Source organism: Bradyrhizobium sp. T-1, assembly GCF_053592855.1.
In genome coordinates, this window is record NZ_CM132115.1 from 7,112,707 (window position 1) to 7,138,593 (window position 25,887).

Genomic DNA, 25,887 nt, shown 5'->3' on the forward strand with positions numbered 1-25,887 from the left:
TGATCTTCATTTTCTAAGGCAAAATGGCTATCTTGTCTATCGAACTACGGTCATGCGGGCTTTATCCTGATTTTCAGCCACAGGACATGCCATGCCGAACATCCCACCGCCCTTCTCAGCCCCCTACGCGCCCGACGATGCCGACATCGCTGCGCGCCTCTTTCCATCGGCACACCTAACTCCGCCGCAGGAAGCACGGATCGACCGCACTGCAACCCGGCTGATCGAGGCGATCCGCAAGCGCGACGACCGGCTCGGCGGCGTGGAGGACATGCTGCGAGAATTCGCGCTCTCGACCAAGGAAGGGCTGGCGCTGATGGTGCTGGCGGAGGCGCTGCTGCGCGTGCCGGACGCGCGCACCGCCGACCAGTTCATCGAGGACAAGCTCGGCGAGGGCGATTTCATCCATCACGAGACCAAATCCACCGCGTTCCTGGTCAACGCCTCGGCCTGGGCGCTCGGCCTGTCGGCGCGGGTGATCCAGCCCGGCGAGACACCCGACGGCACCATCGGCCGGCTCGTGAAGCGGCTGGGCGCGCCTGCGGTCCGCACCGCCACGCGCCAGGCGATGCGGCTGATGGGCAATCATTTCGTGCTGGGCGAGACCATCGAGCAGGCGCTGGAGCGCGGCAGGCCGCGCTCGGGTGAGACACCGCGCTACTCCTTTGACATGCTCGGCGAGGGCGCACGCACGGCGGCCGACGCCAAGCGCTATTTCGACGCCTATGCCAGCGCGATTGAGACGATCGGCAAGGCGGCGGGCAACCATCCCCTGCCCGGCCGTCCCGGCATCTCCGTCAAGCTCTCGGCGTTGCACCCGCGCTTCGAGGCGATCAGCCGCGCGCGCGTGATGCACGAACTGGTGCCGCAACTGCTGAATCTGGCGCAGCGCGCCAAGGCCCACGATCTCAACTTCACCGTCGATGCCGAGGAAGCCGACCGGCTGGAGCTGTCGCTCGACGTGATCGCGGCAACGCTCGCCGATCCTTCGCTTGCGGGCTGGGACGGCTTTGGTTTGGCCATTCAGGCCTATCAGAAGCGCGCGAGCGCGGTAATCGACTACATTCACGAGCTGGCGCGCGCACATGACCGCAAGCTGATGGTACGCTTGGTCAAGGGTGCCTATTGGGACACCGAGATCAAGCGTGCGCAGGAGCGCGGGCTCGACGGCTATCCGGTGTTTTCTCGCAAGGCGATGACGGATCTGAACTACGTCGCCTGCGCCTCGAAGCTGCTCGCATTGCGGCCGCGCATCTTCCCGCAATTTGCGACCCACAATGCCCTCACCGTCGCGACCGTGCTGGAGCTCGCGGGCGACAGCGGCGGATTCGAATTCCAGCGCCTGCACGGCATGGGCGAAGCGCTCTACGAGCAGCTCGCCAAGGATCACCCCGATATTGCCTACCGCACCTACGCGCCGGTTGGCAGCCATCGCGACCTGCTCGCCTATCTGGTGCGGCGGCTGCTCGAGAACGGCGCCAACTCGTCCTTCGTGGCGCAGGCGGCCGATTATCGCGTCCCCGTCCCGGCGCTGTTGAGGCGTCCCGTCGATCTCGTCGTCCGTCCCGATCACGCCCATCACGCCAAGATCCCGCTGCCGGGTGATCTCTTTGCGCCGGAGCGGCACAATTCAGGCGGCATCGAGTTCGGCGAGCGTGCCGCGCTCGACCGGCTGCTGGCCGACGTCAAGTCCGCGACGCCCAACCTCCAGCCGATCACGGACGCGACGCTCGAGCAGGCCGGTGCGGCGATCATTGCAGCCCGCGCCGGCTTTGCGGCCTGGAGCCGGACGCCGGCAGCGTCTCGCGCGGCCGCACTGGAGCAGGCGGCACATCTCCTGGAGAGCCGCAGCGCGCATTTCATCGCGGCCCTTCAGCGCGAAGGCGGCAAGACGCTCGACGACGCGCTCTCCGAACTGCGCGAAGCCGTCGATTTCTGCCGCTATTATGCGGCGCAGGGCCGAAGGCTGTTTGTCCACGAGACCGCCATGCCGGGCCCGACCGGCGAAAGCAACGCGCTCGCCATGCGCGGCCGCGGCGCCTTTGTCGCGATCTCGCCATGGAATTTTCCGCTGGCGATTTTCCTCGGCCAGGTCACCGCGGCGCTGATGGCCGGCAACAGCGTCGTTGCCAAGCCAGCCGAGCAGACGCCGCGCATCGCGCGCGACGCTGTCGCCCTGCTGCACGAGGCCGGCATCCCTACAAGCGCGCTGCATCTCGTCACCGGCGACGGCCTCATCGGCGCGGCGCTGACCGCGCACCCTGACATCGCGGGTGTCGTCTTCACCGGCTCGACCGAGGTCGCGCGTCACATCAACCGGACGCTTGCCGCCAAGGACGGAGCGATCGTGCCGCTGATCGCCGAGACCGGCGGCATCAACGCTATGATCGCGGATGCGACCGCGCTCCCCGAACAGGTCGCCGACGACGTCGTCACCTCAGCGTTCCGTTCCGCGGGCCAGCGCTGCTCGGCACTGCGGCTGTTGTTCGTGCAGGAAGACGTTGCCGACCGCATGATCGAGATGATCGCGGGCGCGGCGCGCGAACTGAAGATCGGCGATCCCGCTGATGTCGCGACGCATGTCGGCCCCGTGATCGACGTCGAGGCCAAGCAGCGGCTCGACGCCCACATCGCGCGGATGAAGAGCGAGGCGCGACTGCACTTCGCAGGCACAGCTCCAGAGGGCTGCTTCGTCGCGCCCCACATCTTCGAGCTCAGGGATGCCGGCCTGCTCACCGAGGAGGTATTTGGGCCGATCCTGCATGTGGTGCGCTACCGGGCCGAGACGCTCGAGCGCGTGCTGCAAGCCATCGAGCGGACCGGCTATGGCCTCACGCTCGGAATCCACTCCCGCATCGACGACACGGTCGAGGCGATCATCGACCGGGTCCAGGTCGGCAACATCTACGTCAACCGCAATATGATCGGCGCCGTGGTCGGGGTGCAGCCGTTCGGCGGCAACGGCCTGTCCGGAACCGGTCCCAAGGCCGGCGGCCCGCACTACCTCGCGCGCTTCGCCACCGAGCAGACCGTGACCATCAACACCGCGGCAGCCGGCGGCAACGCCGCGTTGCTTGCGGGAGAGGAGTAAGGCCTTGCGCTGGGCGCCGTTGCATCCGGGCAAGACATCGGTCTAATGGCTCCCAGACCTGCCCGCGCCAATTCCAGCGCGCGGGAAACAACAAGAGCGAGGGAGCAACGCCGCGATGGAAAAAGGCATATTTGCAGGCCTCAAGGTACTGGACTGCGCGAGCTTCATCGCGGCGCCAGCGGCTGCGACCGTGCTGTCCGATTTCGGCGCCGACGTCATCAAGATCGAGCCGCCCGGCGCCGGCGACCCGTACCGCAATCTGCCGAACCTGCCCGGCTATCCCACCGGCGAACACAATTTCGCCTGGCTGCTCGAGGCCCGCAACAAGAAGAGCCTCGCGCTCGACCTGTCCAAGCCCGAGGCGCAGGCCGTGCTCTACAAGCTGGTCGAAGAGGCCGACGTCTTCATCACCAACATGCCGCCGCCGGTGCGCGGCAGGCTCGGCATCAGCTATGACCATCTCGCCCATCTCAACGACCGGCTGATCTACGCCTCCTTCACCGGCTATGGCGAAAAGGGCGAGGAAGCCAACAAGCCCGGCTTCGACAGCAACGCCTATTGGGCGCGGTCCGGCCTGATGGACCTCGTCCGCGCCGACATCGACACCACGCCGGCCCGCTCGGTCGCCGGCATGGGCGACCATCCCTGCGCGATGGCGCTGTACAGCGCGATCGTCACTGCGCTGTATCAGCGCGAGAAGACCGGCAAGGGCTCGCATGTCGCCTCCAATTTGATGGCGAACGGGGTGTGGGCGGCGAGCGTGCTGGCGCAGGCAAAGCTCTGCGGCGCCAAATTCAGCGAGCGGCGGCCGCGTGAGCGCGCGCTCAACGCAGTGGCCAATCACTATCAGTGCAGGGACGGCCGCTGGCTGATCCTGTCGCTGCTCAACGAGGAGCGGCAATGGCCGACGCTCACCAAATGCCTCGGCCGTGAAGACCTCATCGCCGATCCGCGCTTCGCCACCAAGCCCGACCGTCACGCCCGCTCGATCGAGCTGATCAAGATCTTTGACGAGACCTTTGCCACCAGGGACCTCGCCGAATGGCGCAGGATCCTCGACGGCAGCGGGCTGGTGTTCGGCATCGTCGGCATCTTGGACGACATTCCGAACGACAAGCAGATGCTCGACAACGAGGTGCTGGTCCCGTTCGAGAACGATACCATGCTCACCATCAACTCACCGATCTGGATCGACGGCACCAAGAAGGTGCAACCGCGCAAGCCGCCCGGCGTCGGCGAGCACAGTGACGAGATATTGCGTGGCGCGGGATACGACGAGGCCGCGATCAAGCAACTGCGGGCGACGGGAGCGGTCGGTTAAGGTCGGGCGCTGCCGTGTCGTCCCGGCGAAGGCCGGGACCCATACGCCGCAGCAGTAGTTGTTGCGCAAAACGGTCGTTACAATCCTCGTCAAACCAAGATTTGTGGTTGTAGGTCCCGCCCTTCGCCGGGACGGCGATGGGGAGATCGCGTGCCTCAAACTCCCGTCATTGCGAGTGCAGCGAAGCAATCCAGAAACCCACCGTGGATGCATTGCTGGATTGCCTCGCCGCGCTCGCAAGGACGGCGTGGCACTAGCACGATATAAAGAGCGGCAGAACACCGATGCCGCGAGGTCTCATGCCCAGTTATCGCCTGCACTACTTCCCCGAATCCGGCAACAGCTACAAGCTGGCGCTGATGCTGACGCTTTGCGGCGAGAGGTTCGAGCCGGTCTGGACCGATTTCGGCGGCGGCGTCACGCGCACGGCGGAATGGCGCCGGAGCGTGAACGAGATGGGCGAGATTCCCGTGCTCGAGGTCGACGGCGTGAAGATGACGCAGACCGCGCCTCTCCTGCTCAAGCTCGCCGAGCAATATGGCCGTTTCGGCGCCGCGACGGAGAACGAAAAGTTCGAGCTGCTGCGCTGGCTATTCTGGGACAATCACAAGCTCACCGGCTACATGGCGACCTATCGCTTCATGCGGGCCTTCACCCAGAAGAACGATCCGCAGGTGCTAAAGCACTTTCGCCGTCGGCTCGACGACTTCCTCGGCATTCTCGACGGACATCTCCAGCACAATGCCTTCGCGATCGGCAGCAAGCCGACCGTCGCCGACATCTCGATGATGGCGTATCTGCACTATCCGAGCGACGAGCACGGCTTTGATTTTAGGGAAAGCCATTCCGCCATCCACGCCTGGCTCGGCCGCATGGCGGCGCTGCCCGGCTGGAAGCCGGCGTACGAGTTGCTTCCAGGAAAACGGATGACGAATTACGCGAAGTGAGTGTGCGAGGCGCTAAACCCTCCGCGTCATGGCCGGGCTTGTCCCGGCCATCCACGATTTGAGCGCGGATACGAGGACATGGATGCCCGGGAACGAAAGAACAGGACTACTTCAGCGCCAGCCAGCCGAGCGTGAACAGGATGCCGCAGATGATGACGGCAACCGCGACCGCCCAGGTGCTGACGCGGACGCTGCCGGTGACCTGTTTGACTTCCTCATTGCGCGCGATCTCGCGATTGCGCTCCTTGTCGGCGTCGCTGGTATCCGTCATGGGCCATCCGAACCGGTTGGGGTCGACCTAACGCGTCTTGATGAAGCACATGCCAATGCGGCTCGAGGCCGCCGCAGCCTGACAGGTGAGACCCTTAGCACAGGTCCATGACGTAAAACTCTTGTCGGTCGCTCCAGATCCCGCATTTTGCAGGGAACAATGCGCGCCCCAGCCGTCCTGATATTCGGTGCCGGCGAGCTCGAGGCTGCCGCGGGTCTGCGGCCGGCTGGCAAATCCGCGTGAGAAATCAGGGCGCTTGCCGGCGGCAAAGGCGGTCAGGATGTCACGGCGTCGAAGCTGGTCGCCGAAGAAATGCGGCGAGGCCGGCACGATGGTAGAATTCGACGCATTCTCCGCGAGCCAGTCGACGCCCGGAAAATGGAAGCCGCCGATGCCGCGCGTCTGATGGCAGCCCGAGCAGGTGACATCATTGAGGCGGCGCTGGAAGCCCGCGACCGAGCGGATGTTCTCCATGCTGATGCCGTGCGCGGCCGCCTGCTTCAGCGCACCGACGACGTCGTCATCGGTGAAGATGGGATCGTTCTTGTCCTCCCCCTTGCCCTCGCCTTTTGCCTCCCCCTGCATCATCCCGAATTCCGGCTGCAGCGCCGAGGCGTCGAAGCCCGCAGGGGTCGGCGCCACCGCAGCCTTGGCGAGATATTTCTCCGGGATCAGCACGGTGCCGCGATCGAACTCGCGAAGATTCGCAGGCGTGAGCAGCCAGTCCTTGAAGTCGCGCCGGAGTGCGTCATCGGCCAGGATGCGATCGCGGTCGATCTGGTTCTCCAGCGTCGAATCCACGAAAATCTTCGAGCCGGGGTCGTATTTGAACACCTTGAGCAGGTAGTCGGAGCGAAAATCGTGCAAGGCCGACTTCGGCGAGATCGAGATCTGGATGTTGGTTTCGATACGGTCGATCATCGCATCGTAAGGCGCAGTGCGACTGCCGATCAGCCCTTGCCAGTCGCCATTGTCGAGCCAGCGCCTCGCGACCTCGGCGCAGGTGATGGGCTTGCCGTTCGCATCGACCTGGCGCGCATCGCGCGCCTTCATCACGAGGTTGAACGTCATCGGCAGACGCGTCGCGCTGCTGCCGCCATCCGGTCTGGTTTCGAACCGCGCCAGACGATAGATCAACCGGATCTCGCCGCAGGACTCTTCCGACACATAGGCGCGGTCCATGCGGTTGACGATACCGGCCAGCACGAAGCGCGTGTTGGCGGCTTTCAGATTGGCCCGATCGAACAGCTGCACGTCGAAACCGTCGCCAACGCCGATGGTCTCGCTTGGCGAAGCCTGCTTGTGCTGCGCGATGTAGCGATCGAACTCCGCATCGATCGCCGGCGGAATGTCCTTGAGCTGCGGCAGTGATGCGAACAGCTGATCGCTCGTCAGCGGAACATTCCCGTTGCGCTCGGGCTGCAACAGGCGGGAAATCGACAGAGCATCGCTCTGGTCGAGCTTGCGCAGGAGATCGGGATCGGTGATCGCGGTGCCGCGCGCGAGCGGCGCGTTCTCTGCTGCCGAGAGCGACGTGACGCCGCCGAACAGCAGAACGGCAGCCAGAAAGATTTGGGCGGCCAGGAGAATTCGCAGCGGGCGGCTCATGCCTCCACTAACACCGCGGCCGACAGCCTATTCAAGTAAAAAGGCGCTTCACGCGGAGGTGAAGCGCCTTTCGTGACAAGTCGGATATCGGGCGCCTAGCGCGCCACGATCAGGCCCTTTGCGGTCACGACCACCCAGCGGCCGTCCTGGCGGCGGATCGCGTCGACACGGCCGATGCCGGGGATGGGATCGCCGGCATAGACCTCGTACAGCCCGCCCCGGCCCTCAATCAGCGCGCCACCATTGGCGACATCTCGGAGCCTCCAGCCTTCGATCGTCGGCAGACGCCCGACCTCGGTCTTCGGGGCAGCGGGCACGGGAGCCGGCGCGGCAGCGGCGGTGGCGACCTGGGTCGGGGCCGGCGCGATCGTTCCGGTTGTTTCCTTGGCAGCCGCGGGCGCCGCGGCAGCGGCCTGCGCGGGAGTTGCCGGCGGCGTGGCGCGGAGCTTGTCGACGGTCTCGGACAGCTTGGCGAGCTTGGCCATCGGCTCGGCCTGCGCCTTCTCGAGCTTGTCGAGGCGGTCGTTGGCCCGGTTGAACTGGCTGAGGCCGGTCTTCGAGGTGTGCTCGACATTGGCCTTGAGCGCGACGATGTCGGCATCGATCCGCGCGACCGAGGCGTCCAGTGCGCTGGTATCGGCGACTTGCGCCGGCGCAGGGCCAGCGAAATGCATCATGCCGACGGTCGCAAGTGCGCCGCTGATGGCACCGACGCAGACCGCGATCGCCACCACCGCGGCCATCGCCGACAGGCGGCGCTTGCCCCCGGTGTCACGCACCTCATCGGCCTTCACATGCGGGGCGAACTCTTCGCGCTCCCAGGACCGCTCCGCGGGCGCCATGACGATGAGCTTGCCGGGCTTCGGCTCCGGTTTGAGCTCGGCTTTGGTTTCCGCCTTGGTCTCGAACTTCGGCACTACGATCCGGGGCGGCTCGGCCTGCGGCGCGTCCGCCTTGGGCGGCGCCTCATGGTCGGGGGCGATCGAGGGGGCCTCGATGCCGGCGGCAGCCTCGACGACCTGCGGCGCAGTTGCGGCGGTGTCGACGGCATCAGCCTGGTCACCAGTCTGTTGGCCAGCCAGTTCGGGCAGGGATTCGCTCACGGCTCAAATACTCCAGTCTAGGTTGACTTTTTGGTAACTTTCATTGCTTGCGAATTCCTTACCTCGGGACCCGCTTACCGAAATTTTAGGAACTCGTCCGAGGCCGAATTGGGTCGGGAAAGTGGAACCGGCGTGGCCGCGTGCAACAAATCGTCAACCGATGCTGCTCTGCGGTAGGCCGCACGCCTTAGCCGAAGGGGTTGTTTGCCCGTCACTGTTCCGCGGCTAACATGGCCCGTCCCGTCAGCCAGAAGGCGCTTGGGGGTATCATGACGATCGAGAAATGCATCAACGCGTTTGCTGTCGATGACGTCATCTTCGAGGAGGGCTCGACCGGCCGCGAGCTGTTCGTCGTGCTCGACGGCGAGGTCGAGATCGCCAAACTCGACGGCGCGCGCAAGACCAGCATCATCAAGCTCGGCAAGGGCGAGTTCTTCGGCGAGATGGCCGTGATCGACGGCTCGGCCCGCTCGGCCACCGCGATCGCCTCGGCGCCGAACACAAGGGTAATGCGGATCAACCACGCGCGCTTCGTCTATCTCGTCAGCCAACAGCCGGCATTCGCGCTGATGGTGATGGACGCACTTTCGAAACGCCTGCGCGCCTCCAACGCCGTCACCTACCGGGCAGCGCAATCATGAGCGAGCGAAAGCCGACGGCCTTCCCGATCCTGATGAAGAACGACATCTGCTCGCTGATCCAGGCCGCGGATGACGTCTTTCAGATCCGCTTCTCCAATCGCGCCGCCAACGCCTATCTGGTGCGCGGCTCGGCCCGCACCATCCTGATCGATGTCGGCCTGTCCTCGAACTATCCGGCGATGGTGGAATGCCTGAACTTCGCCGGATGTCCGCCCGAGAAGATCGACATGGTGGTACTGAGCCACGAACATCTCGACCATATCGGCGCGGCCTGGCACTTCAACGAGCTCCGAACCTACGTCGCCGCCCATCGGCTTGCCGCCAACAAGATCATGCTGCGCGACGACTTCTCGATGTTGCGCAAGATGTTCAACGAGCCGAATGTGCCGATCAACATCGACATCTGGCTAGAGGAAGGCAATCTGATCGACCTCGGCAATTTCCGCCTCAACGTGATGTACACACCGGGCCATACCTCGGCCTGCATCACGCTGTTCGAGCAGGACAAGGGCCTGCTGTTCGCCGCCGACACGTTGATGCCCGGAGGCGTGATGGGCGGCGTGTTCGGTTCGGGGAGCATTTCTGACTACATCCAGTCGCTGGAGCGGCTGAAAGGATTGAACGCGAAGATCCTGCTGTCAGGGCACGGACGGCTGTCGGACACGCCGCAGGAGGACGTGCGCATCGCGATCGCGAGATCGCACGGATTGCTGGAAGATACCGCGCAATTGTTCGACGCACTTGATGCACGCTCGAATTTCGAGCCGATCATGCAGTCGGTGCGGGATCTGAACAAGCTGGATGATTGAGCACAGTGTCGTCCCGGCCTAGTGCGCAATTGCGCACGGGGGGCCGGGACGACATAGGGCCTACAGCACCACCGGTTTATCCGGCAGCTCATTCGGATGCGCTCCGCTCGGCGGGAAGTGCTTTGCCAGCTCACGCGACACCGCGGCGATGCCGTCGATCACGCCGCGCTCGAACTGGCCTGCGCTGAACGCGACCTCCATCGCGCGGCAGATCGTCTCCCAGCCGGCCGCGCCCACCTTCGCATCGATGCCGCGATCGGCGATGATCTCGACGTCGCGATCCGCGAGCAGCAGATAGATCAGCACGCCATTGTTGTGCGCTGTGTCCCAGATGCGCAAATGCGAGAACACGTCGAGCGCTCGCGCGCGCGCGTGCTGGTTGCGAAATAGCGGACGGCCGTCGAGCGCGCCTTCGACGACGAAGCGGACCTGGCCGGAATGCGTCGTCTCGCTTCTCTTGATTGCCTGCTCGATGCGGTCGAGCACGCTTTGCGGAAACACCTGCCTGGCGCGCCAATGGTGCTGGAGGAGATGCCGGGTGATACGCCCAATGCCCATGACTACCAGCTCCCCGAGGCGCCGCCGCCACCAAAGCTGCCGCCGCCTCCGCTGAAGCTGCCGCTGTCACTGGACGACGATCCACTGCTCCAGCCGCCAGACGAGGAGCCGCCCGACCACGATCCGCCGCGCGACGTCCCCGTTGACGTCGGAAATAGGTCGGCGATGAAGGACAGCACGAAGCCGATGATGCCGGCGAGCAAGGCTAAGGCGCCGGATCCGAGGATGAGCAAGGCCAGGAGACCAATCACGCTGCCGGTCGCGACCGACCCCAGCAGTCGCCCCAGCAGCGCGCGCAGGAAGCCGCCGACGACGAGCGAGGCAAACAGGACGACCGGGACGGCCGGCCCGATGTCGTCGAGATTGGCAAAATTCACGCTGCGCGAGGGAACCGGCAGCGGCTCGCCGTCAATGACGCGCATCATCCGCTCCGCGCCGGCCGAGATGCCACCGGCGAAATCGCCCTCCCTGAATTTTGGCGTGATGACCTCGTCGATGATCCGCCGCGAGGTGACGTCGGTCAGTGCGCCTTCGAGGCCATAGCCGACCTCGATGCGCAGATGCCGGTCGTTCTTGGCGACCACCAGGATCGCGCCATCGTCGATCTTCTTGCGACCGATCTTCCAGGCTTCTGCAACGCGGATCGAGAATTGCTCGATCGTCTCCGGATCCGTCGTCGGCACGATCAGCACCGCGATCTGGCTGCCCTTGCGCGTCTCGAAATCGCTGAGCTTCTGCGACAGCGCAGCGATATCGCTGCTCGACAGCGTGCCGGTCCGGTCGACCACGCGCCCGGTGAGCTGCGGCACGGCAACGTCCGCAGCGGCGGGGAACGCGATGGCGAACACAAGCGCGACAATGAGAGCAGCATGCCACCACAAATTCGCTGTCATCGCCCGGCCCGACTGGGCGATCCAGTATTCCATAGACGCCAGCGAGATGCGGAAAAGCCGCGGCGTACTGGATTCCCCGCTTTCGCGGGGAATGACAGCGGTGGGTGGGGTGATGCCCATTCGCAAAATGGCTCGCGCTTACTTCGACGGCGCGGGCGCGTTGAAGTCGACCTTCGGCGCGGTCGAGATTTCCTTCTCGTTCTCGACCGAGAAGTTCGGCTTCTCCTTGTAGCCGAACATCATCGCCGTGAGATTGCTCGGGAACGAGCGGATGGTGACGTTATACTCCTGCACCGCCTTGATGTAGCGGTTGCGCGCGACCGTGATACGGTTCTCGGTACCCTCGAGCTGCGACATCAAATCCTTGAACAGGGCATCCGACTTCAGCTGCGGATAGTTTTCGGTGACCACGAGGAGCCGCGACAGCGCACTGGACAGCTCGCCCTGCGCGGCCTGAAACTTCTGGAACACGGCGGGATCGTTCAGCACCTCGGGCGTCGCCTGGATGCTGCCGACCTTGGCACGGGCATTGGTGACGCCGAGCAGCACGTCCTTCTCCTGCTGCGCAAACCCCTTCACCGAGTTGACGAGATTGGGCACGAGATCGGCGCGGCGCTGATACTGGTTCACCACCTCGGACCAGTTGGCCTTGATCTGCTCGTCCTCGCTCTGGATCGCGTTGTAGCCGCAATTGGTGAGGCTGAGCGAGGCCAGCGCCGCCAGCACGGTCAGGATCTTGCGCATCAAATTTCTCCCGGTGGAATCGGGGGCAAACTACCAGATTGCGCGCGCAAGACGCCAGCTTCCCGATGTCATTCCGGGAACGATGCAAAGCATCGAGCTACGGTGCGCAATTGCGCACCTGAGAATCTCGACATTCCGGGCTCGCTTCGCGCTCCGGAATGACTGCAACAATCACGCGCGCGCCCAACCGCCAGCCGGCTGACGCAAGCCTCTTGCCTATCGCCACACGGCATAGTCAACTCAAAGCAAACAAGACGAAAAATGCAGGGGAGCGCGCCATGTCCTCGTTCGAGACCATCCTCGTGGAGCGGCCGGAGCCGGCGGTCGCCAGGGTCGTGATGAACCGTCCCGACGCGCGCAACGCGCAAAACCTGCAAATGACCTACGACCTCAACGCGGCCTTCGACGCGGCGGTGCAGGACGATGCGGTCAAGGTGATCATCCTCGCCGGCACCGGGCCGCACTTCTCCTCCGGCCACGATCTGCGCCCCGGGGCTAAGAATGCCGCCGGCATCGATTTTCCGCCGATAGGAAATTGGGGCGGCTTTGCGGAAGCGAACGCGCACGGCCGCTTTGCGCGCGAGCAGGAAATATATCTCCAGATCACGCGGCGCTGGCGCAATCTCGCCAAGCCTATGATTGCAGAAGTGCACGGCAAGTGCATCGCCGGTGGCTTGATGCTGGCCTGGGCCTGCGACCTCATCGTTGCCAGCGACGATGCGCAGTTCTGTGATCCCGTCGTGACCATGGGCGTCTGCGGCGTCGAATGGTTCGTGCATCCCTGGGAGCTCGGCCCACGCAAAGCCAAGGAGTTTTTGTTCACCGCCGATAGCTGGAGTGCGCAGGAGGCGCATCAGCTCGGCATGGTCAACCAGGTCGTGCCGCGCGCCGAACTGTCATCGCGCGTGCTGGAGCTGGCGCGCCGGATCGCAGCAAAGCCGTCCTTTGCGCTGAAGCTGACCAAGGAGGCCGTGAACCGCTCCGTCGATATCATGGGGCAACCCGCCGCGATCGACCAGGCCTTTGCGCTGCATCAGCTTTGTCACGCCCACAACCTTCAGGAGTTCGGCATGGTGGTCGATCCATCCGGACTACATCCCTCCGTGCGCAAGCCGGCGGCCCCGGAGTAGACGCAATGGATCTCAATCTCAGTGACGAACAACGGCTGCTGCGCGAGAGCGCGGAGCGCTTCGTGGCCGAGAGCTACGATGCCGATCACCGCCGCAAGATGGCGAACGATCCGCTCGGCTTCAGCCCGGCGGTGTGGAAGCAGTTTGCCGAGCTCGGCTGGCTGGCACTGCCGATCCCGGAAGAGCTCGACGGTCTTGGTGGCGGGCCGGTCGAAATCGGCATCCTGATGGAAGCCTTTGGCCGCGGACTGGTGTCGGAGCCGTATATTGCGACCGTCGTGCTTGGCGCTGCACTGATCGACAAGTGCGCCAGCACGGCGCAGAAGCAGGCGAGCCTGCCCAAGATCGCGGACGGATCGTTGAAGCTTGCGTTTGCCCATTCCGAGCGGGCTGCGCGGTTCGATCTCGCCAAGGTCGCGACCTCAGCCACCAAGTCGGCGCACGGTTGGCATCTCTCCGGCAGCAAGATTGCCGTGCTCGACGGCCATGCCGCCGACGACCTCATCGTCTCCGCGCATCTGCATGATCATCGGGGACCGTCGGGACGGATCGGCCTGTTTCTGGTGCCGGCAACCGCGTCTGACCTTGCGATTTCCGACTATCCGCGCCTCGGCGGCGGGCGGGCCTGCAACATCGAACTCTCCGGCGTGCAACTGCCGGAGGACGCCCTGCTCGGCGACGGCAGGGACGCGCTGCCGGCGATCGAATGGGCCGTCGATCGCGCCATGGCCGCGTTAGGCGCGGAAGCCGTCGGCATCATGCAGACGCTGCTCGACACCACGCTGGAGTACACCAAGATCAGAAAACAGTTCGGCCGGCCGCTGTCCGCCAACCAGGTGATCCGCCATCGCCTCGCCGATATGGCCATCCAGGTCGACGAGGCCCGCTCGATGGCGCTGCGTGCCGCGCTGAAGGCAGACAGCCCGCCGGTCGAGCGTGCCCGCGCCGCATCGGCTGCAAAGGCGAAGATCGGCAAATGCGCCCGCTTCGTCGGCGAGCAATCGATCCAGCTCCACGGCGGCATGGGCGTCACCGAGGAGCTCGAGGTCGGCGCCTATTTCAAGCGCTTGGTCGCCTTCGACACGCTATTCGGCGGCAGCGCGCATCACTATGCCCGCCACGCCCAGCTTGGCCGCATCACTCAGTCCGCCTGACACAAGGAGCGCATCATGGACCTGTCGTTCAATGCCGAGGAGCGCGCCTTCCAAAACGAGGTGCGCGGCTTCATCGCGAAGAATCTCACCGAAGAGATGAAGCGCGCGACGGCGCTGACGCCATCGGTGTTCTCCGATCCCGATATCGGCATGGCCTGGCAGCGCGCGCTGCATAGACGGGGTTGGGGTGCGCCGGGCTGGCCGGTCGACCATGGCGGCCCGGACTGGACGCCGGCGCAGCGCTGGATCTTCGAGAGCGAATGCGCACGGGCCGGCGTGCCGAATGTCAACGTGATGGGCGTGAAGATGGTCGGGCCCGTCATCATCGGCTTCGGCTCGCCGGAGCAGAAGAACTTTTACTTGCCGCGCATTCTGTCCGGCGAGGATTATTGGTGCCAGGGTTATTCCGAGCCGGGCTCCGGCTCCGATCTCTCGTCACTGAAGACCCGCGCGGTGCGCGACGGCGACGACTACATCATCAACGGCACGAAGATCTGGACCACGCATGCCCATCACGCCAATCGCATGTTCGCACTGGTGCGCACCAGCGACGGCCCGCGGCAGCAGGACGGCATCAGCTTCATCCTGATCGACATGAAGACGCCGGGCATCACCACGCGCCCCATTCTGACCATCGGCGGCGACCACGAGGTCAACCAGGTGTTCTTCGACGACGTGCGCGTGCCCGTCGCCAACCGCGTCGGCGAGGAAGGCAAGGGCTGGACTTACGGCAAATATCTGCTCGAGTTCGAACGAGGCTCCGGCATTGCCTCGGCCAAGCTACGCGAGGGGCTGCGCGCCATCACCGAGCTTGCCGAATCCGACCTCACGGGACGAGCGATCGACAGCCCTGACATCGCATCCCGCATCTCAGAGGTCGAGGTCGATATCGATGCACTGGAGATGACCGAGCTGCGCGTGCTCTCGGCGCTGCAGACCGGACAAAATCCCGGCGCGGTCTCGTCCATCCTGAAACTGCGCAACAGCGAGATCCGGCAGGCCGTAACGCGGTTAGGGGTCGACGTGATCGGCCACGACGCGCTCGCGGTCGAGCCGACGCGCCCGCTCTACAAGCTCAACCGCGAGCCGGCACTGCCTGAGGACATGCTGACGGTTGTGCCGGAATATCTCAACGGGCGAGCCTACACGATCTTCGGCGGCACCTCGGAGATCCAGCGCGACATCATTGCGAAGATGATGCTGGGGATTTGAGGGAACGCGCGCGCCATACACTCGGTGTCGTCCCGGACACGCGAAGCGCAGATCCGGGACGACAGATCAGTTTGTAGCGACAGCCAGCGCAACAACGCGTTGCGCTTAACCCGCCGCCTTCGCGTCCCTGATCGCCTTCCAGATCTTCTGTGGCGTCAGCGGCGTGTTGAGCTGGGTGATGCCGAGCTCGCCGAGCGCGTCCATGACCCCGTTGGTGACGCAGGGCGGGCCGCCGATGGCGCCGGATTCGCCGCAGCCCTTGGCGCCGAGCGGATTGGTGCGGCAGGGCGCGGAATCGTCCAGCGTGACCACGATCGGCGGCACGTCATCGGCACGCGGGATGCAGTAGTCCTGGTAGCTCGCGGTCAGAAGCTGACCATCGGCATCGTACGAGACGCCCTCATACAGCGCCTGCCCGATGCCCTGCGCGACGCCGCCATGGATCTGGCCGGTGACCAGCATCGGGTTCACGGCGACACCGACATCATCGACGGTGGTGTAGCGCACGACCTTGGAGACGCCGGTATCGGGATCAATCTCGACCTCGCAGATATGCGTGCCGTTGGGCCAGCTCGGCCCGTCAACCTCGCCTTCGGAATCGACGCTGAGCTTGGCGCCATCCTCCTTCTCGGCGATGTCGAACAGGCTGATGCGGCGGTCGGTGCCGACCACGGTGAGCATGCCACCCTGGTACTCGATGTCCTCGACCGAGGTCTCCAGCACGTTCGCCGCCTTCTCGCGCGCCTTCTGGATCAGATCGTTGGAGGAAACCGCGACCGCGGTGCCGCCGACAAACAGCGAGCGCGAGCCGACGCTGCCAAAACCCATGGCGAGATCGGTGTCGCCTTGCACGACGTCGATCTTGTCCATGGCGATGCCGAGCGTATCGGAAATCATCTGGGTGTAGGTCGTCTGCAAGCCCTGCCCCATCGCCATGGTGCCGGAATGCAGCACGACGCGGCCTTGCGAGGTCGCATGCAGGCTGACCTTTTCAGTATGGGCGCGGCCACCGGTCCATTCGATGTAGGAGGTGAGCCCGCGGCCATAGAGCAGGCCCTTCTCTTTCGCGGCCTTCTTGCGCGCGGCAAAGCCGTCCCAGTCCGCAAGCTTCACGGCGCGGTCGAGCATGTGCGCGAAGGCGCCGGAGTCATAAACCTGGCCGGCGGCGTTGGTGTAAGGGAGCTGCGCCGGCTTGATGTAGTTCGCTTTCCGGATCGCGCGCGGATCCATGCCGATTTTTCGCGCAGCTGCGTCGAACAGGCGCTCGACGATGAACACCGCTTCGGGCCGGCCGGCGCCACGATAGGCACCAACCGGCGCGGTGTGCGTCATCACCGACTTGATCTCGAAATGCACCAGCGGCAGGTCGTAGACGCCTGTCTGCACGAACGGCCCAAGCACCAGCGGGATGATGTTGGCAGCACCCGAGGAATAGGCGCCGGTGCAGCCGATCGAGGTGACGCGATAGGCGAGCACCTTGCCCTTCTCGTCCAGCGCGAAAGACGCGGTCGAGGTGAGATCGCGGCCATGGGTGCCGCCGACGAATTCGTCGGTGCGATCGCCACGCCAGCGGATCTTCTTGTTCAGCTTGGTCGCGACATAGGCGACGATGCCGTCTTCCGGATAGAGGTTGGTCTTCTGGCCAAAGCCGCCGCCGATGTCGCCGACCAGCACGCGCACGCTGTCCTTGGGACGCTTGAGCACTGCTTCCGCCAGCACGTCGCGGGTCGAGGCTGGCGTCTGGGACTGCACATGCAGGAGGAGACGGCCGGTCTTCTTGTCAATCTCGGCAATGGTCGAGCGCGGCTCCATGGCCGAGGGCACCAGGCGCTGACTGACGAGATCGAGCTCGACCGTGTGCGCGGCCTTGGCGAAGGCCTCGTCCACCTTGGCGGCATCGCCGTAGGCCATCGCGCCGACGATGTTGTCGGGCGCCTCCGGCCAGACCACGGGCGCGCCGGGTTTCACGGCCTCGACGGGATCGACCACCGCCGGCTGCACATCATACTCGACCACGATCGCCTCAGCCGCGCTCTGGGCCTCTGCACGCGATGAAGCCACCACGGCCGCCACCGCCTCGCCGGCGTAACGCACCACCTCATGGGCGAGCAGCCGCCGCGGCGGCACAGTCATCGGCTTGCCGTCGGGGCGTTTGAAGATGCTCAGCGTCGGGATAGCACCGACGTCGTCCTTGATCAGGTCCGCGCCGGTGTAGATTGCGGTGATGCCGGGCATCGATGCGGCTGCGCCGGTGTCGACCGAGACGATCTTCGCGTGCGCATGCGGCGAGCGCAGCACGTGCAACCACAGCGCACCGTCGTCCGGCTTGTCGTCGATGAATTGCCCCTTCCCAGTGAGCAGCCGCTGGTCTTCCAAACGCTTGACGGGCTGGCCCGCTCCGAAACGCAAATTGCCGGGAAGAATGTTCATTCCGCTGGTCCTCTAAGCCTCAAAGTGCGGCCGCCTTTTAGCGGATCGAGGTAGAGGAGACCAGCCGCGCTTTTGGGCCAGATATCCACGGATTCGTCATGCCCAGGCTTGTCTTGGAGATCGTCATTCCGGGTCGATGCACAGCATCGAATTACGGTGCGCAATTGAGCAACTGAGAATCTCGAGATTCCGGGTTCGCCCCGGAATGACAGCTACGCCAGCTCCTTGAGCGCCGCTTCCACCGCCTTGCGCGCATCGGCGTTGAGCGCTGCCTGCGGCGGGACGGGGTCGCCGACGTTGTAGCCCTGGATCGCAAGGCCGGCCTTGATGCAGGCGGCGAGGTTGAAGCGGGCGAAGGCCTCGTTGATGCGCCACAGCTTGCGCTGGAGCGCCATGGCCTCATCCCAGCGGCCGGCCCGGCAGAGGTCGTAGAGCGCCACGCTCTGACGCGGGATGATGCAGGCCGGTCCCGCCATCCAGCCGAGACCACCAATCAGCATCACCGCGGCCGGGATATGGGCGGAGGCCGAGAACACGCGCAAGGAATCGCCGCAGCGGTTCATGATCGACAGCAGCCGGCCGGTGTTGGTCGAGGCATCCTTGATATAGCCGATGCGCGGATGCTCGGCGAGGCGCGCGATGACATCGAGGGTGAGGTCAGAGCGCTGGAATTGCGGATTGGTGTAGATCACGACAGGAATGTCGACGGCATCGGCGATGCTGCGGAAATAGGATTCGATCTGGGCATCGGCGAGCGGGAAATAGGCCTCGAGGATCGCCAGAATGCCGTTGGCGCCCAGCTTCTGACAGGCCTGCGCTTGCGCCACGGCGTCCGCCGTCGACGTCGACGCAACGCCCGCCACAACAGGCACGCGGCCCTTCGCAGCCTCGATGGTCGTCTGCACAATCGCCGTACGCTGCGCGGCATTGAGATAGGCGAACTCGCCGGTCGAGCCTAGCGGCGTCAGCCCGTGCACGCCGGCGCCGATCAAATCGTCGCAGAGCTTTGCGAGCACGTTCGTCCGCACCGCGCCGTCGGCATCGACGGGCGAGACGAGGTAGGGGAAGACGCCGCGAAAATCAGTCATGGCGGGAATAAAATCCGGAGGAAGCCAGTCTTGTCTGGCAGGTGCGCGATCCATCGCGTGCTACCATGAGGTACTATTGCCAGCAAGCGATCGGCCTTCGAAGAGCGCATTTGGTGTCCTAGGGATTATCCTGCCGCGTTGGCAGGTTTCGTTGCGTTGCGTCAGCCTCCTCACCGTCGCGCTGTGCTCCGGCATGGTTCAGGCCGGTGAATGCCCCTCGCCGCAATCGGAGATCGCGACCGATCGTCCCGATGTGACCAATTCGAGCCTGGTCGTGCCCGATGGCAGCATCCAGATCGAGAACGGCGTCCACACCTCCGGCCAGAGCAGGGCTAAGGGCTTTGACAGCAGCAACAGCCGGCTCCGCTTCGGTGTCGCACCCTGCCTCGAGGTGCTGGTCGACGTGCCGAGCTATGTCGGGCGGCTGACGGGCGCGATCGACACCGGATTCACCAACGTCTCCCCCGGCGTGAAATGGCAGGTCAGCGGACTGCCTGAGCCCGCCAACCTCTCCGTGGTGTTCGGCGCAAGCCTGCCGACTGGCACGCCCGCGATCACCGGTCCAGGTTTTCAGCCCTATCTGCAACTCCCCTGGTCCTACGAGCTCGGCGGCGGCTGGGGCATCAGCGGCATGTTCACGAGCTTCTTCCGGCCGTCAGATCCGACCAGCCACCAGACCAGCGAGGCCACCTTCGTGATCGAGCGAAAGGTCAGCGAGAAGCTGGCGCTGTTCGCCGAATATGTCAGCGACACTCCGTCGCGCGGCGCAAGCACCGCGCTGCTCAATGTCGGCGGCGGCTATCTCTTGAACCGGACCGAGCAGATCGATTTCCACCTTGCCTTCGGTCTCAACCGAAACTCGCCGGATTACATCATCGGCGTCGGCTATTCCTACCGCTGGGACAACGTCCTCGGTACGGCGACGAGACCGCGTCTTTGGCATTGATGGGAAACAGTCGCGGATATCAGCGAGCTGACATCTTCGCACTCACAATCGATAATAGTTTACGCGATTTTATGCATCCTTCCGGTGTGAACGGCTTCACACCGGACCTGGCCACACGGGTCTAGCGTCGCAGGCGCTGCGGACAGCGAGCGCAGCGATCCCTTAGCGAGGAGTCAGGCCATGGAAATTTGCATCAACTTCGGTGGCAAACGGCATTGCTTCTTCCTGCCGATCTTTCAGATCCCGATCCACTGGGGCAAGCCCGGCCCCGGACCGGTCAACTACCCAGCCTTGTTCCAGGATTCGATGATCCTGGCTGCCGTGGCCGATGTGGCAAAGCAGATCACCGACGAGCACGTGCGGAAATCGGTCGAACAAGGCATCACGGCGGGCTTCCAGGCTGCGCAGAAGCACGCGGGACCCGACGTCTCGATCAACCCCGTCGCACGCGGCTGATCGCGCGCTGATGACGGCGCGGAGGGCCATTCGTCCCCTCGCGCCGCCTCTCCCTTTCGAAACGGCAAATGAACCGTTCCATCTCGGCTCGGACTAATGATGGCGTGCAACCAGGCAGGGGAGCCACATGTTGATCGTCACCACCGAGAACGTCGCGAACCATCGCGTGGTCCGGACGCTGGGCCAATGTTTCGGCATCGTCGTCCGCAGTCGCGGACTTGGCGGCAATATCGTCGCCGGCCTGCGCTCGATCGTCGGCGGCGAGATTCCGGAATATACGAGGCTGCTGGAGGACGCACGCCGTCACGCCGTTGATCGCCTGGTCGAGAACGCCACCGCGATGGGCGCCAATGCAATCGTGATGATGCGGTTCGACTCCGCCGAGATCGGCCAGACCATGAGCGAGATCGTCGCCTACGGAACGGCCGTCGTCATCGAGCCGGCCGCGCGCTAGGATCGGACCATGTCGCTGCCGATCGGTATCGCCGCGCTCCTGATCGCAATCCTGCTGCTGGTCGTCGGCCACTTCTTTCCGTTCGGCGTGCCGCTGACATTTGTCGGCATCGGCCTGATCGCAAGCCTGATCTACGACACACGCTACAAGCCGGCCTCGAAGCAGCCCATCGGGCCCGGCTGGGTCGATACCGGCGAGCGCTTCATCGATCCCGAAACCAACAAGCGCGTCGCGGTGTTCATGCGGCCCGAAACCGGCGAACGGGCCTATCGCGAGATGTGAGCCGCCGGCTCACACCTTGAGCAGCCGCACGCGCGTGCCCCAGGGATCGACCGCCTCGACGCCGTCCGGTAGCTGCACGATCCGCGCCCCGCCCTTGCGCAGGCGCTCCTCTTGCGCGGCGAGCAGATCCGGCTTTGCCATCACCAGCGAGAACCAGGCGAGCCCCGTCGTGGAATCGTCGCGCTGGCCGGCGCCCTGGCTCTGCCAGACATTCATGCCGAGGTGGTGGTGATAGCGGCCCGACGACAGGAACGCGGCGCCGTTGCGGCTGCGGGTTGGGTCGAGGCCGATCGCGCCGTGGTAAAAGCTCGCCGCCTGCGCGAGGTCGCCGACGCGCAAATGCATGTGGCCGACACGCATCCCGTCCGGCGCCTTGGCATAGTCGCTGACGCGCGTGTTGGTCAGCGACAGCAGGTCGGGAATATTGAGCTCATCGGTCGCCATCTTCACGCTGCCCTCGCTCCACTGCCATTGCGAGGGATCGCGGTCGGCATAGACCTCGATGCCGTTGCCTTCGGGATCGTCGAGATAGACGGACTCGCTGACGAGATGATCGGCAAAGCCCGACAGCGGCACGCGGTGCGAGGCGGCATGGACCAGCCAGCGTGCGAGATCCTTGCGCGTCGGCATCAGGAAGGCGGTGTGGTAGAGGCCGGCGGCGTTGCGTGGCTCGATCGCGGCATCGGGACGGGCTTCCAGCACCAGCAGCGTGATACCGGCCGTGCCGAGCCTTGCGGCGGCGCTGGAGCGCTCCATCACGGTGAGCCCGATCACGTCGCGGTAGTAATCGGCGAGCTTGTCGAGATTCTTCACCCGCAACGTCACCATGCCGACCCGCATCGGCGTGCGGCTGGCATAGGTCGGCCCGCCGCCTTGCGGATTGCCCTCGGCGCGTGCAGCGCCGGCCGCGGCCATTGCGAGTGAGGTCGCGCCGGCAAGTTGAAGCAGGGTACGGCGGGTGAGGTCGATGGTCATTGGTCAGGGCTCGCTGGCAAATTTTAGGGCCGTACGGTGCAATTTGGGGATTGCTACACGTTCCCGTGAGCGGCTCCCAATCACATGTTCGTCGGCCGTGGCTGAGGGGAGGACTGGCCACCCGGCCAGTTTCGCAATTGGCCGCGACATCCCAGATTGGAGGCAGCTTACAGGAGCCTTCCATGACCGACCTCACCCCTCTCACCTCGCTGTCGTCCGCGCTCGCGGACGTCGTGGCGCGCATCGTGCCGTCCGTGGTCTCCGTGCATTCGCATCGCTCCCGCTCGACCGGCTTCGTCTGGAAGGGAGGCCTGATCGTCACCGCCGATGAGGCGCTGGCCGATGAGGGCGACATCCAGATCGTCCTTGCTGACGGCACCACGGCTGCCGCCACGATCGTCGGCCGCGACCACACCACTGACGTCGCATTGCTGCGCGCCGATACCGCCATCGCCCCGGTCAAGCTCGCTAGCACGGCCCCTGCCCTCGGCGCGTTGTCGGTCGTCGTCGCCACCAATCGCGATGCGCCAAGTGCGGCGCTCGGGATGGTATCGGTTTCAGGCAAGAGTTGGCGCTCCCTGCGCGGCGGCGAGATCGATGCGCGGATCGAGCTCGATGTTCGCCTGCGTCCGAGCCAGGAGGGCGGCCTCGCCCTCAATGCCTCGGGCGAGGCCTTCGGCATGGCCGTGCTCGGACCGCGGCGCGTGCTGGTGATCCCGACGGCGACAATCGAGCGCGTCGCAGCCCAACTCGAGACCCGCGGCCGCATTGCCCGCGGCTATCTCGGGCTCGGGCTGCAGCCGCTGCGGCTCGATGACGGCATCGGCGCGATGGTGATGAATGTCGACAAAGCAGGTCCGGCGGCCACGGCGGGCATCTGCCAGGGCGACGTGATCGTGGCAGTCAATGACCAGAAGCTTTCCGGCGTGCGTGCGCTGTTGCGGACGTTGGGACCTGCGAGCGTCGGCCAGATCATCGACGTTGCGGTCCGCCGCGGCGGCGAACCGGCGAGCTTCAAGGTCACGATTGGCGAGAGGCCGGAGGCGTGAGCGAGGACACCACGCCGGAGATCGTGCTCGCCCTCGAGATCGACGATCCCGCCCTCGCCGACCGCCTCGCGACGTTGCTCGGCAATGTCGCGGGGCTTCGCCTCGCCGCGCCCGGTGAGACCGCCATGGCGAGCGTTGTCGCACGCGATCCGCGCGTCATGCCGGAGGACATTGCGCTGACGCAGCGCGAGCTCGATGTGCTGGCATTGATGGCGGAAGGCGCCTCCAACAAGATGATCGCGCGACAGCTCAATATCTCAGTGCACACCGTGAAATTCCACGTCGGCTCCTTGCTCGACAAGCTGGATGCCACCGGCCGCACCGACGCGGTCGCGCACGCGGCGCGCCGCGGCGTGATCGAGCTATAGCGCGGACGGAAAGCTGAGCTCGACCGTCAGGCCCGGCGCGTTGTCGTGCAGCGCGATCTCGGCGCCATGCAGGCGCGACACCGCCGCGACAAGACTCAAGCCCAGGCCGTTGCCCGGCGTATAGCGGCTCTGCTCGAGCCGGTAGAAGCGCTTGAACACGTGATCATGCTGATCGGCGGCAATGCCCGGACCATCATCGGCGATGGCGATCATCGCGCCATTACCGGTGTTGCGGCAGGTTACGATCACCTTTCCGCCCGGGCGGCCGTGCTTGATCGCGTTGTCGACGAGATTGGCGATGGCATCGAACAGCAGATCGCGATCGCCCGTTACTGCGACGTCGCGGTCGCCGCCAAGGCTCAGGCGCGTCGCAACCTGCTCGGCGGCGGCGTCGTAGAGCTCGACGACCTCGCCGGCGATCTCGGCGAGGTTGAGCCCACGAAACGCGCTGCGCCGGGCGCGGGTCTCGATCTCCGAGATCCGCGTGATCGAGGCGAACATGCCGAGCACCGCATCGAGATCGGCGATAGTATCGCCGATCAGGGCTGCATCGGCCTCACTGTTGCGCTCGTGATGATAGGCCTTTTCCAGCCGGCCGCGCATGCGCGTCAGCGGTGTGCGCAGATCGTGGGCGACATTGTCGCTGACCTGCTTGACCTCGCCCATCAGCGTCTCGATCCGATCGAGCATCTGGTTGAGGTTCTCGGCGACACGGTCCCATTCGTCGTGGCTGCCGCGCAGCGGAATGCGCCGGTCAAGTCCGGACAGCATGATGGCGCGGCTGGTGGCGTTGATCTCCTCGATCCGCCCGACCGTGCGCCGCGTCACCAGCACGGCGGCAAGACCGGCCAGCACGACCAGCAGCAGGGCGACGGCGATCATCGCGAGCTCGAGCATGGCAACGAAGCCGCTGTGGTCGCCGGCATCGCCGACGCGGCTCCTGACATAAGCGAGCGTGCCGAAATAGACGTAACCCATGATCGCCGCGACGATCAGGCCGAAGATCGCAATCGCGATCAGCGCCAGGCGGAAGGTCGAGGAGCGAAGCGTGTCAGCCAGGAGCACGGAGGCAATATCCAATGCCGCGGATGGTGTGGATCAGTGGATAGGCCTGGGCATCGTCGACCTTGCGCCGGACGCGACCGACATAGACGTCGATGATGTTGGTGGAGGGATCGAAATGCAGGTCCCAGACGTGCTGGAGCAGCATTGCGCGGGACACGACACGGCCCTCGTTGCGGACGAGATATTCGAGCAGTTGGAATTCGCGCGGCAGCAGTGGAATCTTGCGGCCGCGGCGGCTGGCATTGCGCGCGATCAGGTCGACGGCGAGATCGCCGACGCGCAAAATGGTTTCCTTGGCGATGGTCTCGCTGCGGCGCCCGAGCGCCTCGAGGCGCGCGAGCAATTCGACGAAGGAGAACGGCTTGACGAGATAGTCGTCGCCGCCGGCGCGCAAGCCGCGCACGCGGTCGTCGACCTCGCCGAGCGCGGAGATGATGAGGAAGGGCGCGGCGATGCCGTCGTCGCGCAACTGGCGCATCACGGTAATGCCGTCGAGATCGGGCAGCATGCGGTCAATGGTGATCACGGCATAGTCGCGCGCAACGCCCTGGCTGAGCGCTTCTCGGCCGGTGGCGGCGAGATCGACGTCGTAGCCTGACGTCGTCAACTCCTCGACGAGCTGGCCTGCGGTCTCCGGATCGTCCTCGACGACGAGGATGCGGCGATGGCCTCCGGTCATGACAAACTCCGCGCGACGATCGCCACCAGATTATCCCGTTCCGGGGCTGAGCGGAACCACCCGGCGGCGATCGCGACAATGGTGCGGGCCCGCGATGCTAATACCAGGTATCCCCGCACACATTGACCCATTGCCACCCATAGGGCGTCAAGCTCCTGCGCCAGCAGCCATCGTAATAGTTGTCATAATAGTAGGGCGCGCCGAAGACGGCGAAACGGCGGAAATGGTGGTGGTGGAAGAAGGCATGCCGGCCGATGAAGGGCCGACCCGCACCGACGAAATGCGGCCCGATCGCCGCATGCGCGAAGCGTGCGCCGGCGAAGGAGGGCCCGCCAAGGCCTGGTCCACCCACATGGGCGAAATGCGCGCCGCCCATGCCGCCGACATGTATGCCGCCACCGAAGCCGCCGGCGCGCATGCCACCGCCGCCGAAATGGCCGCCGCCACCAAATCCACCGCCGTGACCGCCACCGCCGCCGCCCCCTCGGGCGAGAACGGGCGATGCGAGTGCCAGTGCCGCAACAATCGCTACCGCAGTGAGGCCTTTGAGAAGCCTGTTGTCCATCGAAGCATCCTCCGTGCTGCGCGGCGATATTGCTGCCGCACCAAGGGG

Annotated in this window: 26 protein-coding genes; 14 read left to right on the plus strand and 12 right to left on the minus strand. The window is 65.1% G+C overall.

Going from position 1 to position 25,887, the window contains the following annotated elements; all coding sequences use genetic code 11:
• Positions 1-91 precede the first annotated feature (91 nt).
• From putA to ACWAT4_RS33945, 3 genes are all read left to right on the plus strand, one after another.
• Positions 92-3,091 (plus strand): bifunctional proline dehydrogenase/L-glutamate gamma-semialdehyde dehydrogenase PutA, encoded by a 3,000-nt coding sequence (gene putA, locus ACWAT4_RS33935; protein WP_449729138.1) that lies wholly within the window; start codon positions 92-94, stop codon positions 3,089-3,091.
• Positions 3,092-3,206: 115 nt separating this feature from the next.
• The gene (locus tag ACWAT4_RS33940) at positions 3,207-4,412 is read left to right on the plus strand and encodes a CaiB/BaiF CoA transferase family protein (protein ID WP_449729139.1); all 1,206 of its coding nucleotides are present in this window, start codon (positions 3,207-3,209) and stop codon (positions 4,410-4,412) included.
• Positions 4,413-4,711: 299 nt separating this feature from the next.
• Positions 4,712-5,359, plus strand: a complete 648-nt coding sequence (locus ACWAT4_RS33945) for a glutathione S-transferase family protein (protein WP_449729140.1) — start codon at positions 4,712-4,714, stop codon at positions 5,357-5,359.
• A gap of 106 nt (positions 5,360-5,465) precedes the next feature.
• Here the strand turns inward: ACWAT4_RS33945 and ACWAT4_RS33950 are convergent, their stop codons facing one another.
• From ACWAT4_RS33950 to ACWAT4_RS33960, 3 genes are all read right to left on the minus strand, one after another.
• Complete coding sequence (locus ACWAT4_RS33950) at positions 5,466-5,630, minus strand: hypothetical protein (protein WP_449729141.1); 165 nt, start codon at positions 5,628-5,630, stop codon at positions 5,466-5,468.
• A 27-nt stretch (positions 5,631-5,657) separates the two neighbouring features.
• Positions 5,658-7,238, minus strand: a complete 1,581-nt coding sequence (locus ACWAT4_RS33955) for a hypothetical protein (protein ID WP_449729142.1) — start codon at positions 7,236-7,238, stop codon at positions 5,658-5,660.
• 95 nt (positions 7,239-7,333) lie between these two features.
• Complete coding sequence (locus ACWAT4_RS33960) at positions 7,334-8,329, minus strand: hypothetical protein (RefSeq protein WP_212300300.1); 996 nt, start codon at positions 8,327-8,329, stop codon at positions 7,334-7,336.
• A gap of 242 nt (positions 8,330-8,571) precedes the next feature.
• Between ACWAT4_RS33960 and ACWAT4_RS33965 the strand changes: the two genes are divergently transcribed.
• A complete protein-coding gene (locus tag ACWAT4_RS33965) occupies positions 8,572-8,982 on the plus strand; it encodes a Crp/Fnr family transcriptional regulator (protein ID WP_449729143.1) in 411 nt (136 codons plus the stop codon).
• A complete protein-coding gene (locus ACWAT4_RS33970; protein ID WP_449729144.1) occupies positions 8,979-9,791 on the plus strand; it encodes an MBL fold metallo-hydrolase in 813 nt (270 codons plus the stop codon). Before ACWAT4_RS33965 ends, ACWAT4_RS33970 begins: the two co-directional genes overlap by 4 nt.
• A gap of 60 nt (positions 9,792-9,851) precedes the next feature.
• Here the strand turns inward: ACWAT4_RS33970 and ACWAT4_RS33975 are convergent, their stop codons facing one another.
• From ACWAT4_RS33975 to ACWAT4_RS33985, 3 genes are all read right to left on the minus strand, one after another.
• Positions 9,852-10,349, minus strand: coding sequence for a TPM domain-containing protein (locus ACWAT4_RS33975; RefSeq protein WP_212446431.1), 498 nt, complete (start codon positions 10,347-10,349; stop codon positions 9,852-9,854).
• Between the two features lie 2 nt (positions 10,350-10,351).
• On the minus strand, positions 10,352-11,242 hold the full coding sequence (locus ACWAT4_RS33980) for a TPM domain-containing protein (RefSeq protein ID WP_449731302.1): 891 nt from the start codon (positions 11,240-11,242) through the stop codon (positions 10,352-10,354).
• A gap of 138 nt (positions 11,243-11,380) precedes the next feature.
• A complete protein-coding gene (locus ACWAT4_RS33985) occupies positions 11,381-11,986 on the minus strand; it encodes a LemA family protein (RefSeq protein ID WP_449729145.1) in 606 nt (201 codons plus the stop codon).
• 278 nt (positions 11,987-12,264) lie between these two features.
• On the opposite strand from ACWAT4_RS33985, the gene ACWAT4_RS33990 reads away from it, so the two are divergent.
• The 3 genes from ACWAT4_RS33990 to ACWAT4_RS34000 are packed head-to-tail and all read left to right on the plus strand — an operon-like array spanning position 12,265 to position 15,482.
• Complete coding sequence (locus ACWAT4_RS33990; protein WP_449729146.1) at positions 12,265-13,116, plus strand: enoyl-CoA hydratase; 852 nt, start codon at positions 12,265-12,267, stop codon at positions 13,114-13,116.
• A gap of 5 nt (positions 13,117-13,121) precedes the next feature.
• Positions 13,122-14,270 carry an acyl-CoA dehydrogenase family protein gene (locus ACWAT4_RS33995; RefSeq protein WP_449729147.1) on the plus strand — a complete coding sequence of 383 codons (1,149 nt, stop codon included), beginning with the start codon at positions 13,122-13,124 and terminating at the stop codon, positions 14,268-14,270.
• Positions 14,271-14,285: 15 nt separating this feature from the next.
• Positions 14,286-15,482 carry an acyl-CoA dehydrogenase family protein gene (locus ACWAT4_RS34000; protein WP_212426510.1) on the plus strand — a complete coding sequence of 399 codons (1,197 nt, stop codon included), beginning with the start codon at positions 14,286-14,288 and terminating at the stop codon, positions 15,480-15,482.
• A gap of 105 nt (positions 15,483-15,587) precedes the next feature.
• Here ACWAT4_RS34000 and ACWAT4_RS34005 read toward each other — a convergent pair whose 3' ends face one another.
• Complete coding sequence (locus ACWAT4_RS34005) at positions 15,588-17,912, minus strand: xanthine dehydrogenase family protein molybdopterin-binding subunit (RefSeq protein ID WP_449729148.1); 2,325 nt, start codon at positions 17,910-17,912, stop codon at positions 15,588-15,590.
• A gap of 212 nt (positions 17,913-18,124) precedes the next feature.
• Complete coding sequence (locus ACWAT4_RS34010; RefSeq protein WP_449729149.1) at positions 18,125-19,000, minus strand: dihydrodipicolinate synthase family protein; 876 nt, start codon at positions 18,998-19,000, stop codon at positions 18,125-18,127.
• A 151-nt stretch (positions 19,001-19,151) separates the two neighbouring features.
• On the opposite strand from ACWAT4_RS34010, the gene ACWAT4_RS34015 reads away from it, so the two are divergent.
• From ACWAT4_RS34015 to ACWAT4_RS34030, 4 genes are all read left to right on the plus strand, one after another.
• Positions 19,152-19,946 (plus strand): transporter, encoded by a 795-nt coding sequence (locus ACWAT4_RS34015; RefSeq protein ID WP_249154425.1) that lies wholly within the window; start codon positions 19,152-19,154, stop codon positions 19,944-19,946.
• Positions 19,947-20,126: 180 nt separating this feature from the next.
• Complete coding sequence (locus ACWAT4_RS34020; RefSeq protein ID WP_212426513.1) at positions 20,127-20,402, plus strand: hypothetical protein; 276 nt, start codon at positions 20,127-20,129, stop codon at positions 20,400-20,402.
• Positions 20,403-20,529: 127 nt separating this feature from the next.
• Complete coding sequence (locus ACWAT4_RS34025; protein ID WP_212426514.1) at positions 20,530-20,856, plus strand: YbjQ family protein; 327 nt, start codon at positions 20,530-20,532, stop codon at positions 20,854-20,856.
• 9 nt (positions 20,857-20,865) lie between these two features.
• The gene (locus ACWAT4_RS34030; protein ID WP_212300087.1) at positions 20,866-21,138 is read left to right on the plus strand and encodes a hypothetical protein; all 273 of its coding nucleotides are present in this window, start codon (positions 20,866-20,868) and stop codon (positions 21,136-21,138) included.
• Positions 21,139-21,147: 9 nt separating this feature from the next.
• Here the strand turns inward: ACWAT4_RS34030 and ACWAT4_RS34035 are convergent, their stop codons facing one another.
• A complete protein-coding gene (locus ACWAT4_RS34035; RefSeq protein WP_449729150.1) occupies positions 21,148-22,113 on the minus strand; it encodes a VOC family protein in 966 nt (321 codons plus the stop codon).
• 182 nt (positions 22,114-22,295) lie between these two features.
• Here ACWAT4_RS34035 and ACWAT4_RS34040 point away from each other — a divergent pair, with 182 nt between their 5' ends.
• Together ACWAT4_RS34040 and ACWAT4_RS34045 are read left to right on the plus strand one after the other, a co-directional pair.
• Positions 22,296-23,162, plus strand: coding sequence for a S1C family serine protease (locus ACWAT4_RS34040; RefSeq protein WP_212426516.1), 867 nt, complete (start codon positions 22,296-22,298; stop codon positions 23,160-23,162).
• On the plus strand, positions 23,159-23,530 hold the full coding sequence (locus tag ACWAT4_RS34045; protein ID WP_212300090.1) for a response regulator transcription factor: 372 nt from the start codon (positions 23,159-23,161) through the stop codon (positions 23,528-23,530). The genes ACWAT4_RS34040 and ACWAT4_RS34045 overlap by 4 nt, the downstream gene beginning before the upstream one ends.
• On the opposite strand, the gene ACWAT4_RS34050 is transcribed toward ACWAT4_RS34045, so the two are convergent.
• The 3 genes from ACWAT4_RS34050 to ACWAT4_RS34060 form a co-directional block, all read right to left on the minus strand.
• Positions 23,525-24,595: a sensor histidine kinase gene (locus ACWAT4_RS34050; RefSeq protein ID WP_212426517.1), complete on the minus strand. Its 1,071-nt coding sequence runs from the start codon at positions 24,593-24,595 to the stop codon at positions 23,525-23,527. The genes ACWAT4_RS34045 and ACWAT4_RS34050 overlap by 6 nt on opposite strands.
• Positions 24,582-25,274, minus strand: coding sequence for a response regulator transcription factor (locus tag ACWAT4_RS34055; protein ID WP_212426518.1), 693 nt, complete (start codon positions 25,272-25,274; stop codon positions 24,582-24,584). Before ACWAT4_RS34055 ends, ACWAT4_RS34050 begins: the two co-directional genes overlap by 14 nt.
• A gap of 97 nt (positions 25,275-25,371) precedes the next feature.
• Positions 25,372-25,839, minus strand: a complete 468-nt coding sequence (locus ACWAT4_RS34060; RefSeq protein WP_449729151.1) for a hypothetical protein — start codon at positions 25,837-25,839, stop codon at positions 25,372-25,374.
• Positions 25,840-25,887 lie beyond the last annotated feature (48 nt).

Excerpts from the sequence above, each read along its gene's own strand:
- putA (WP_449729138.1), top strand. The coding sequence starts at position 92 with ATGCCGAACATCCCACCGCCCTTCTCAGCCCCCTACGCGCCCGACGAT.
- ACWAT4_RS33940 (WP_449729139.1), top strand. The coding sequence starts at position 3,207 with ATGGAAAAAGGCATATTTGCAGGCCTCAAGGTACTGGACTGCGCGAGC.
- ACWAT4_RS33945 (WP_449729140.1), top strand. The coding sequence starts at position 4,712 with ATGCCCAGTTATCGCCTGCACTACTTCCCCGAATCCGGCAACAGCTAC.
- ACWAT4_RS33950 (WP_449729141.1), bottom strand. The coding sequence starts at position 5,630 with ATGACGGATACCAGCGACGCCGACAAGGAGCGCAATCGCGAGATCGCG.
- ACWAT4_RS33955 (WP_449729142.1), bottom strand. The coding sequence starts at position 7,238 with ATGAGCCGCCCGCTGCGAATTCTCCTGGCCGCCCAAATCTTTCTGGCT.
- ACWAT4_RS33965 (WP_449729143.1), top strand. The coding sequence starts at position 8,572 with ATGGCCCGTCCCGTCAGCCAGAAGGCGCTTGGGGGTATCATGACGATC.
- ACWAT4_RS33970 (WP_449729144.1), top strand. The coding sequence starts at position 8,979 with ATGAGCGAGCGAAAGCCGACGGCCTTCCCGATCCTGATGAAGAACGAC.
- ACWAT4_RS33975 (WP_212446431.1), bottom strand. The coding sequence starts at position 10,349 with ATGGGCATTGGGCGTATCACCCGGCATCTCCTCCAGCACCATTGGCGC.
- ACWAT4_RS33980 (WP_449731302.1), bottom strand. The coding sequence starts at position 11,242 with ATGACAGCGAATTTGTGGTGGCATGCTGCTCTCATTGTCGCGCTTGTG.
- ACWAT4_RS33985 (WP_449729145.1), bottom strand. The coding sequence starts at position 11,986 with ATGCGCAAGATCCTGACCGTGCTGGCGGCGCTGGCCTCGCTCAGCCTC.
- ACWAT4_RS33990 (WP_449729146.1), top strand. The coding sequence starts at position 12,265 with ATGTCCTCGTTCGAGACCATCCTCGTGGAGCGGCCGGAGCCGGCGGTC.
- ACWAT4_RS33995 (WP_449729147.1), top strand. The coding sequence starts at position 13,122 with ATGGATCTCAATCTCAGTGACGAACAACGGCTGCTGCGCGAGAGCGCG.
- ACWAT4_RS34000 (WP_212426510.1), top strand. The coding sequence starts at position 14,286 with ATGGACCTGTCGTTCAATGCCGAGGAGCGCGCCTTCCAAAACGAGGTG.
- ACWAT4_RS34005 (WP_449729148.1), bottom strand. The coding sequence starts at position 17,912 with ATGAACATTCTTCCCGGCAATTTGCGTTTCGGAGCGGGCCAGCCCGTC.
- ACWAT4_RS34010 (WP_449729149.1), bottom strand. The coding sequence starts at position 19,000 with ATGACTGATTTTCGCGGCGTCTTCCCCTACCTCGTCTCGCCCGTCGAT.
- ACWAT4_RS34020 (WP_212426513.1), top strand. The coding sequence starts at position 20,127 with ATGGAAATTTGCATCAACTTCGGTGGCAAACGGCATTGCTTCTTCCTG.
- ACWAT4_RS34025 (WP_212426514.1), top strand. The coding sequence starts at position 20,530 with ATGTTGATCGTCACCACCGAGAACGTCGCGAACCATCGCGTGGTCCGG.
- ACWAT4_RS34030 (WP_212300087.1), top strand. The coding sequence starts at position 20,866 with ATGTCGCTGCCGATCGGTATCGCCGCGCTCCTGATCGCAATCCTGCTG.
- ACWAT4_RS34035 (WP_449729150.1), bottom strand. The coding sequence starts at position 22,113 with ATGACCATCGACCTCACCCGCCGTACCCTGCTTCAACTTGCCGGCGCG.
- ACWAT4_RS34040 (WP_212426516.1), top strand. The coding sequence starts at position 22,296 with ATGACCGACCTCACCCCTCTCACCTCGCTGTCGTCCGCGCTCGCGGAC.
- ACWAT4_RS34055 (WP_212426518.1), bottom strand. The coding sequence starts at position 25,274 with ATGACCGGAGGCCATCGCCGCATCCTCGTCGTCGAGGACGATCCGGAG.
- ACWAT4_RS34060 (WP_449729151.1), bottom strand. The coding sequence starts at position 25,839 with ATGGACAACAGGCTTCTCAAAGGCCTCACTGCGGTAGCGATTGTTGCG.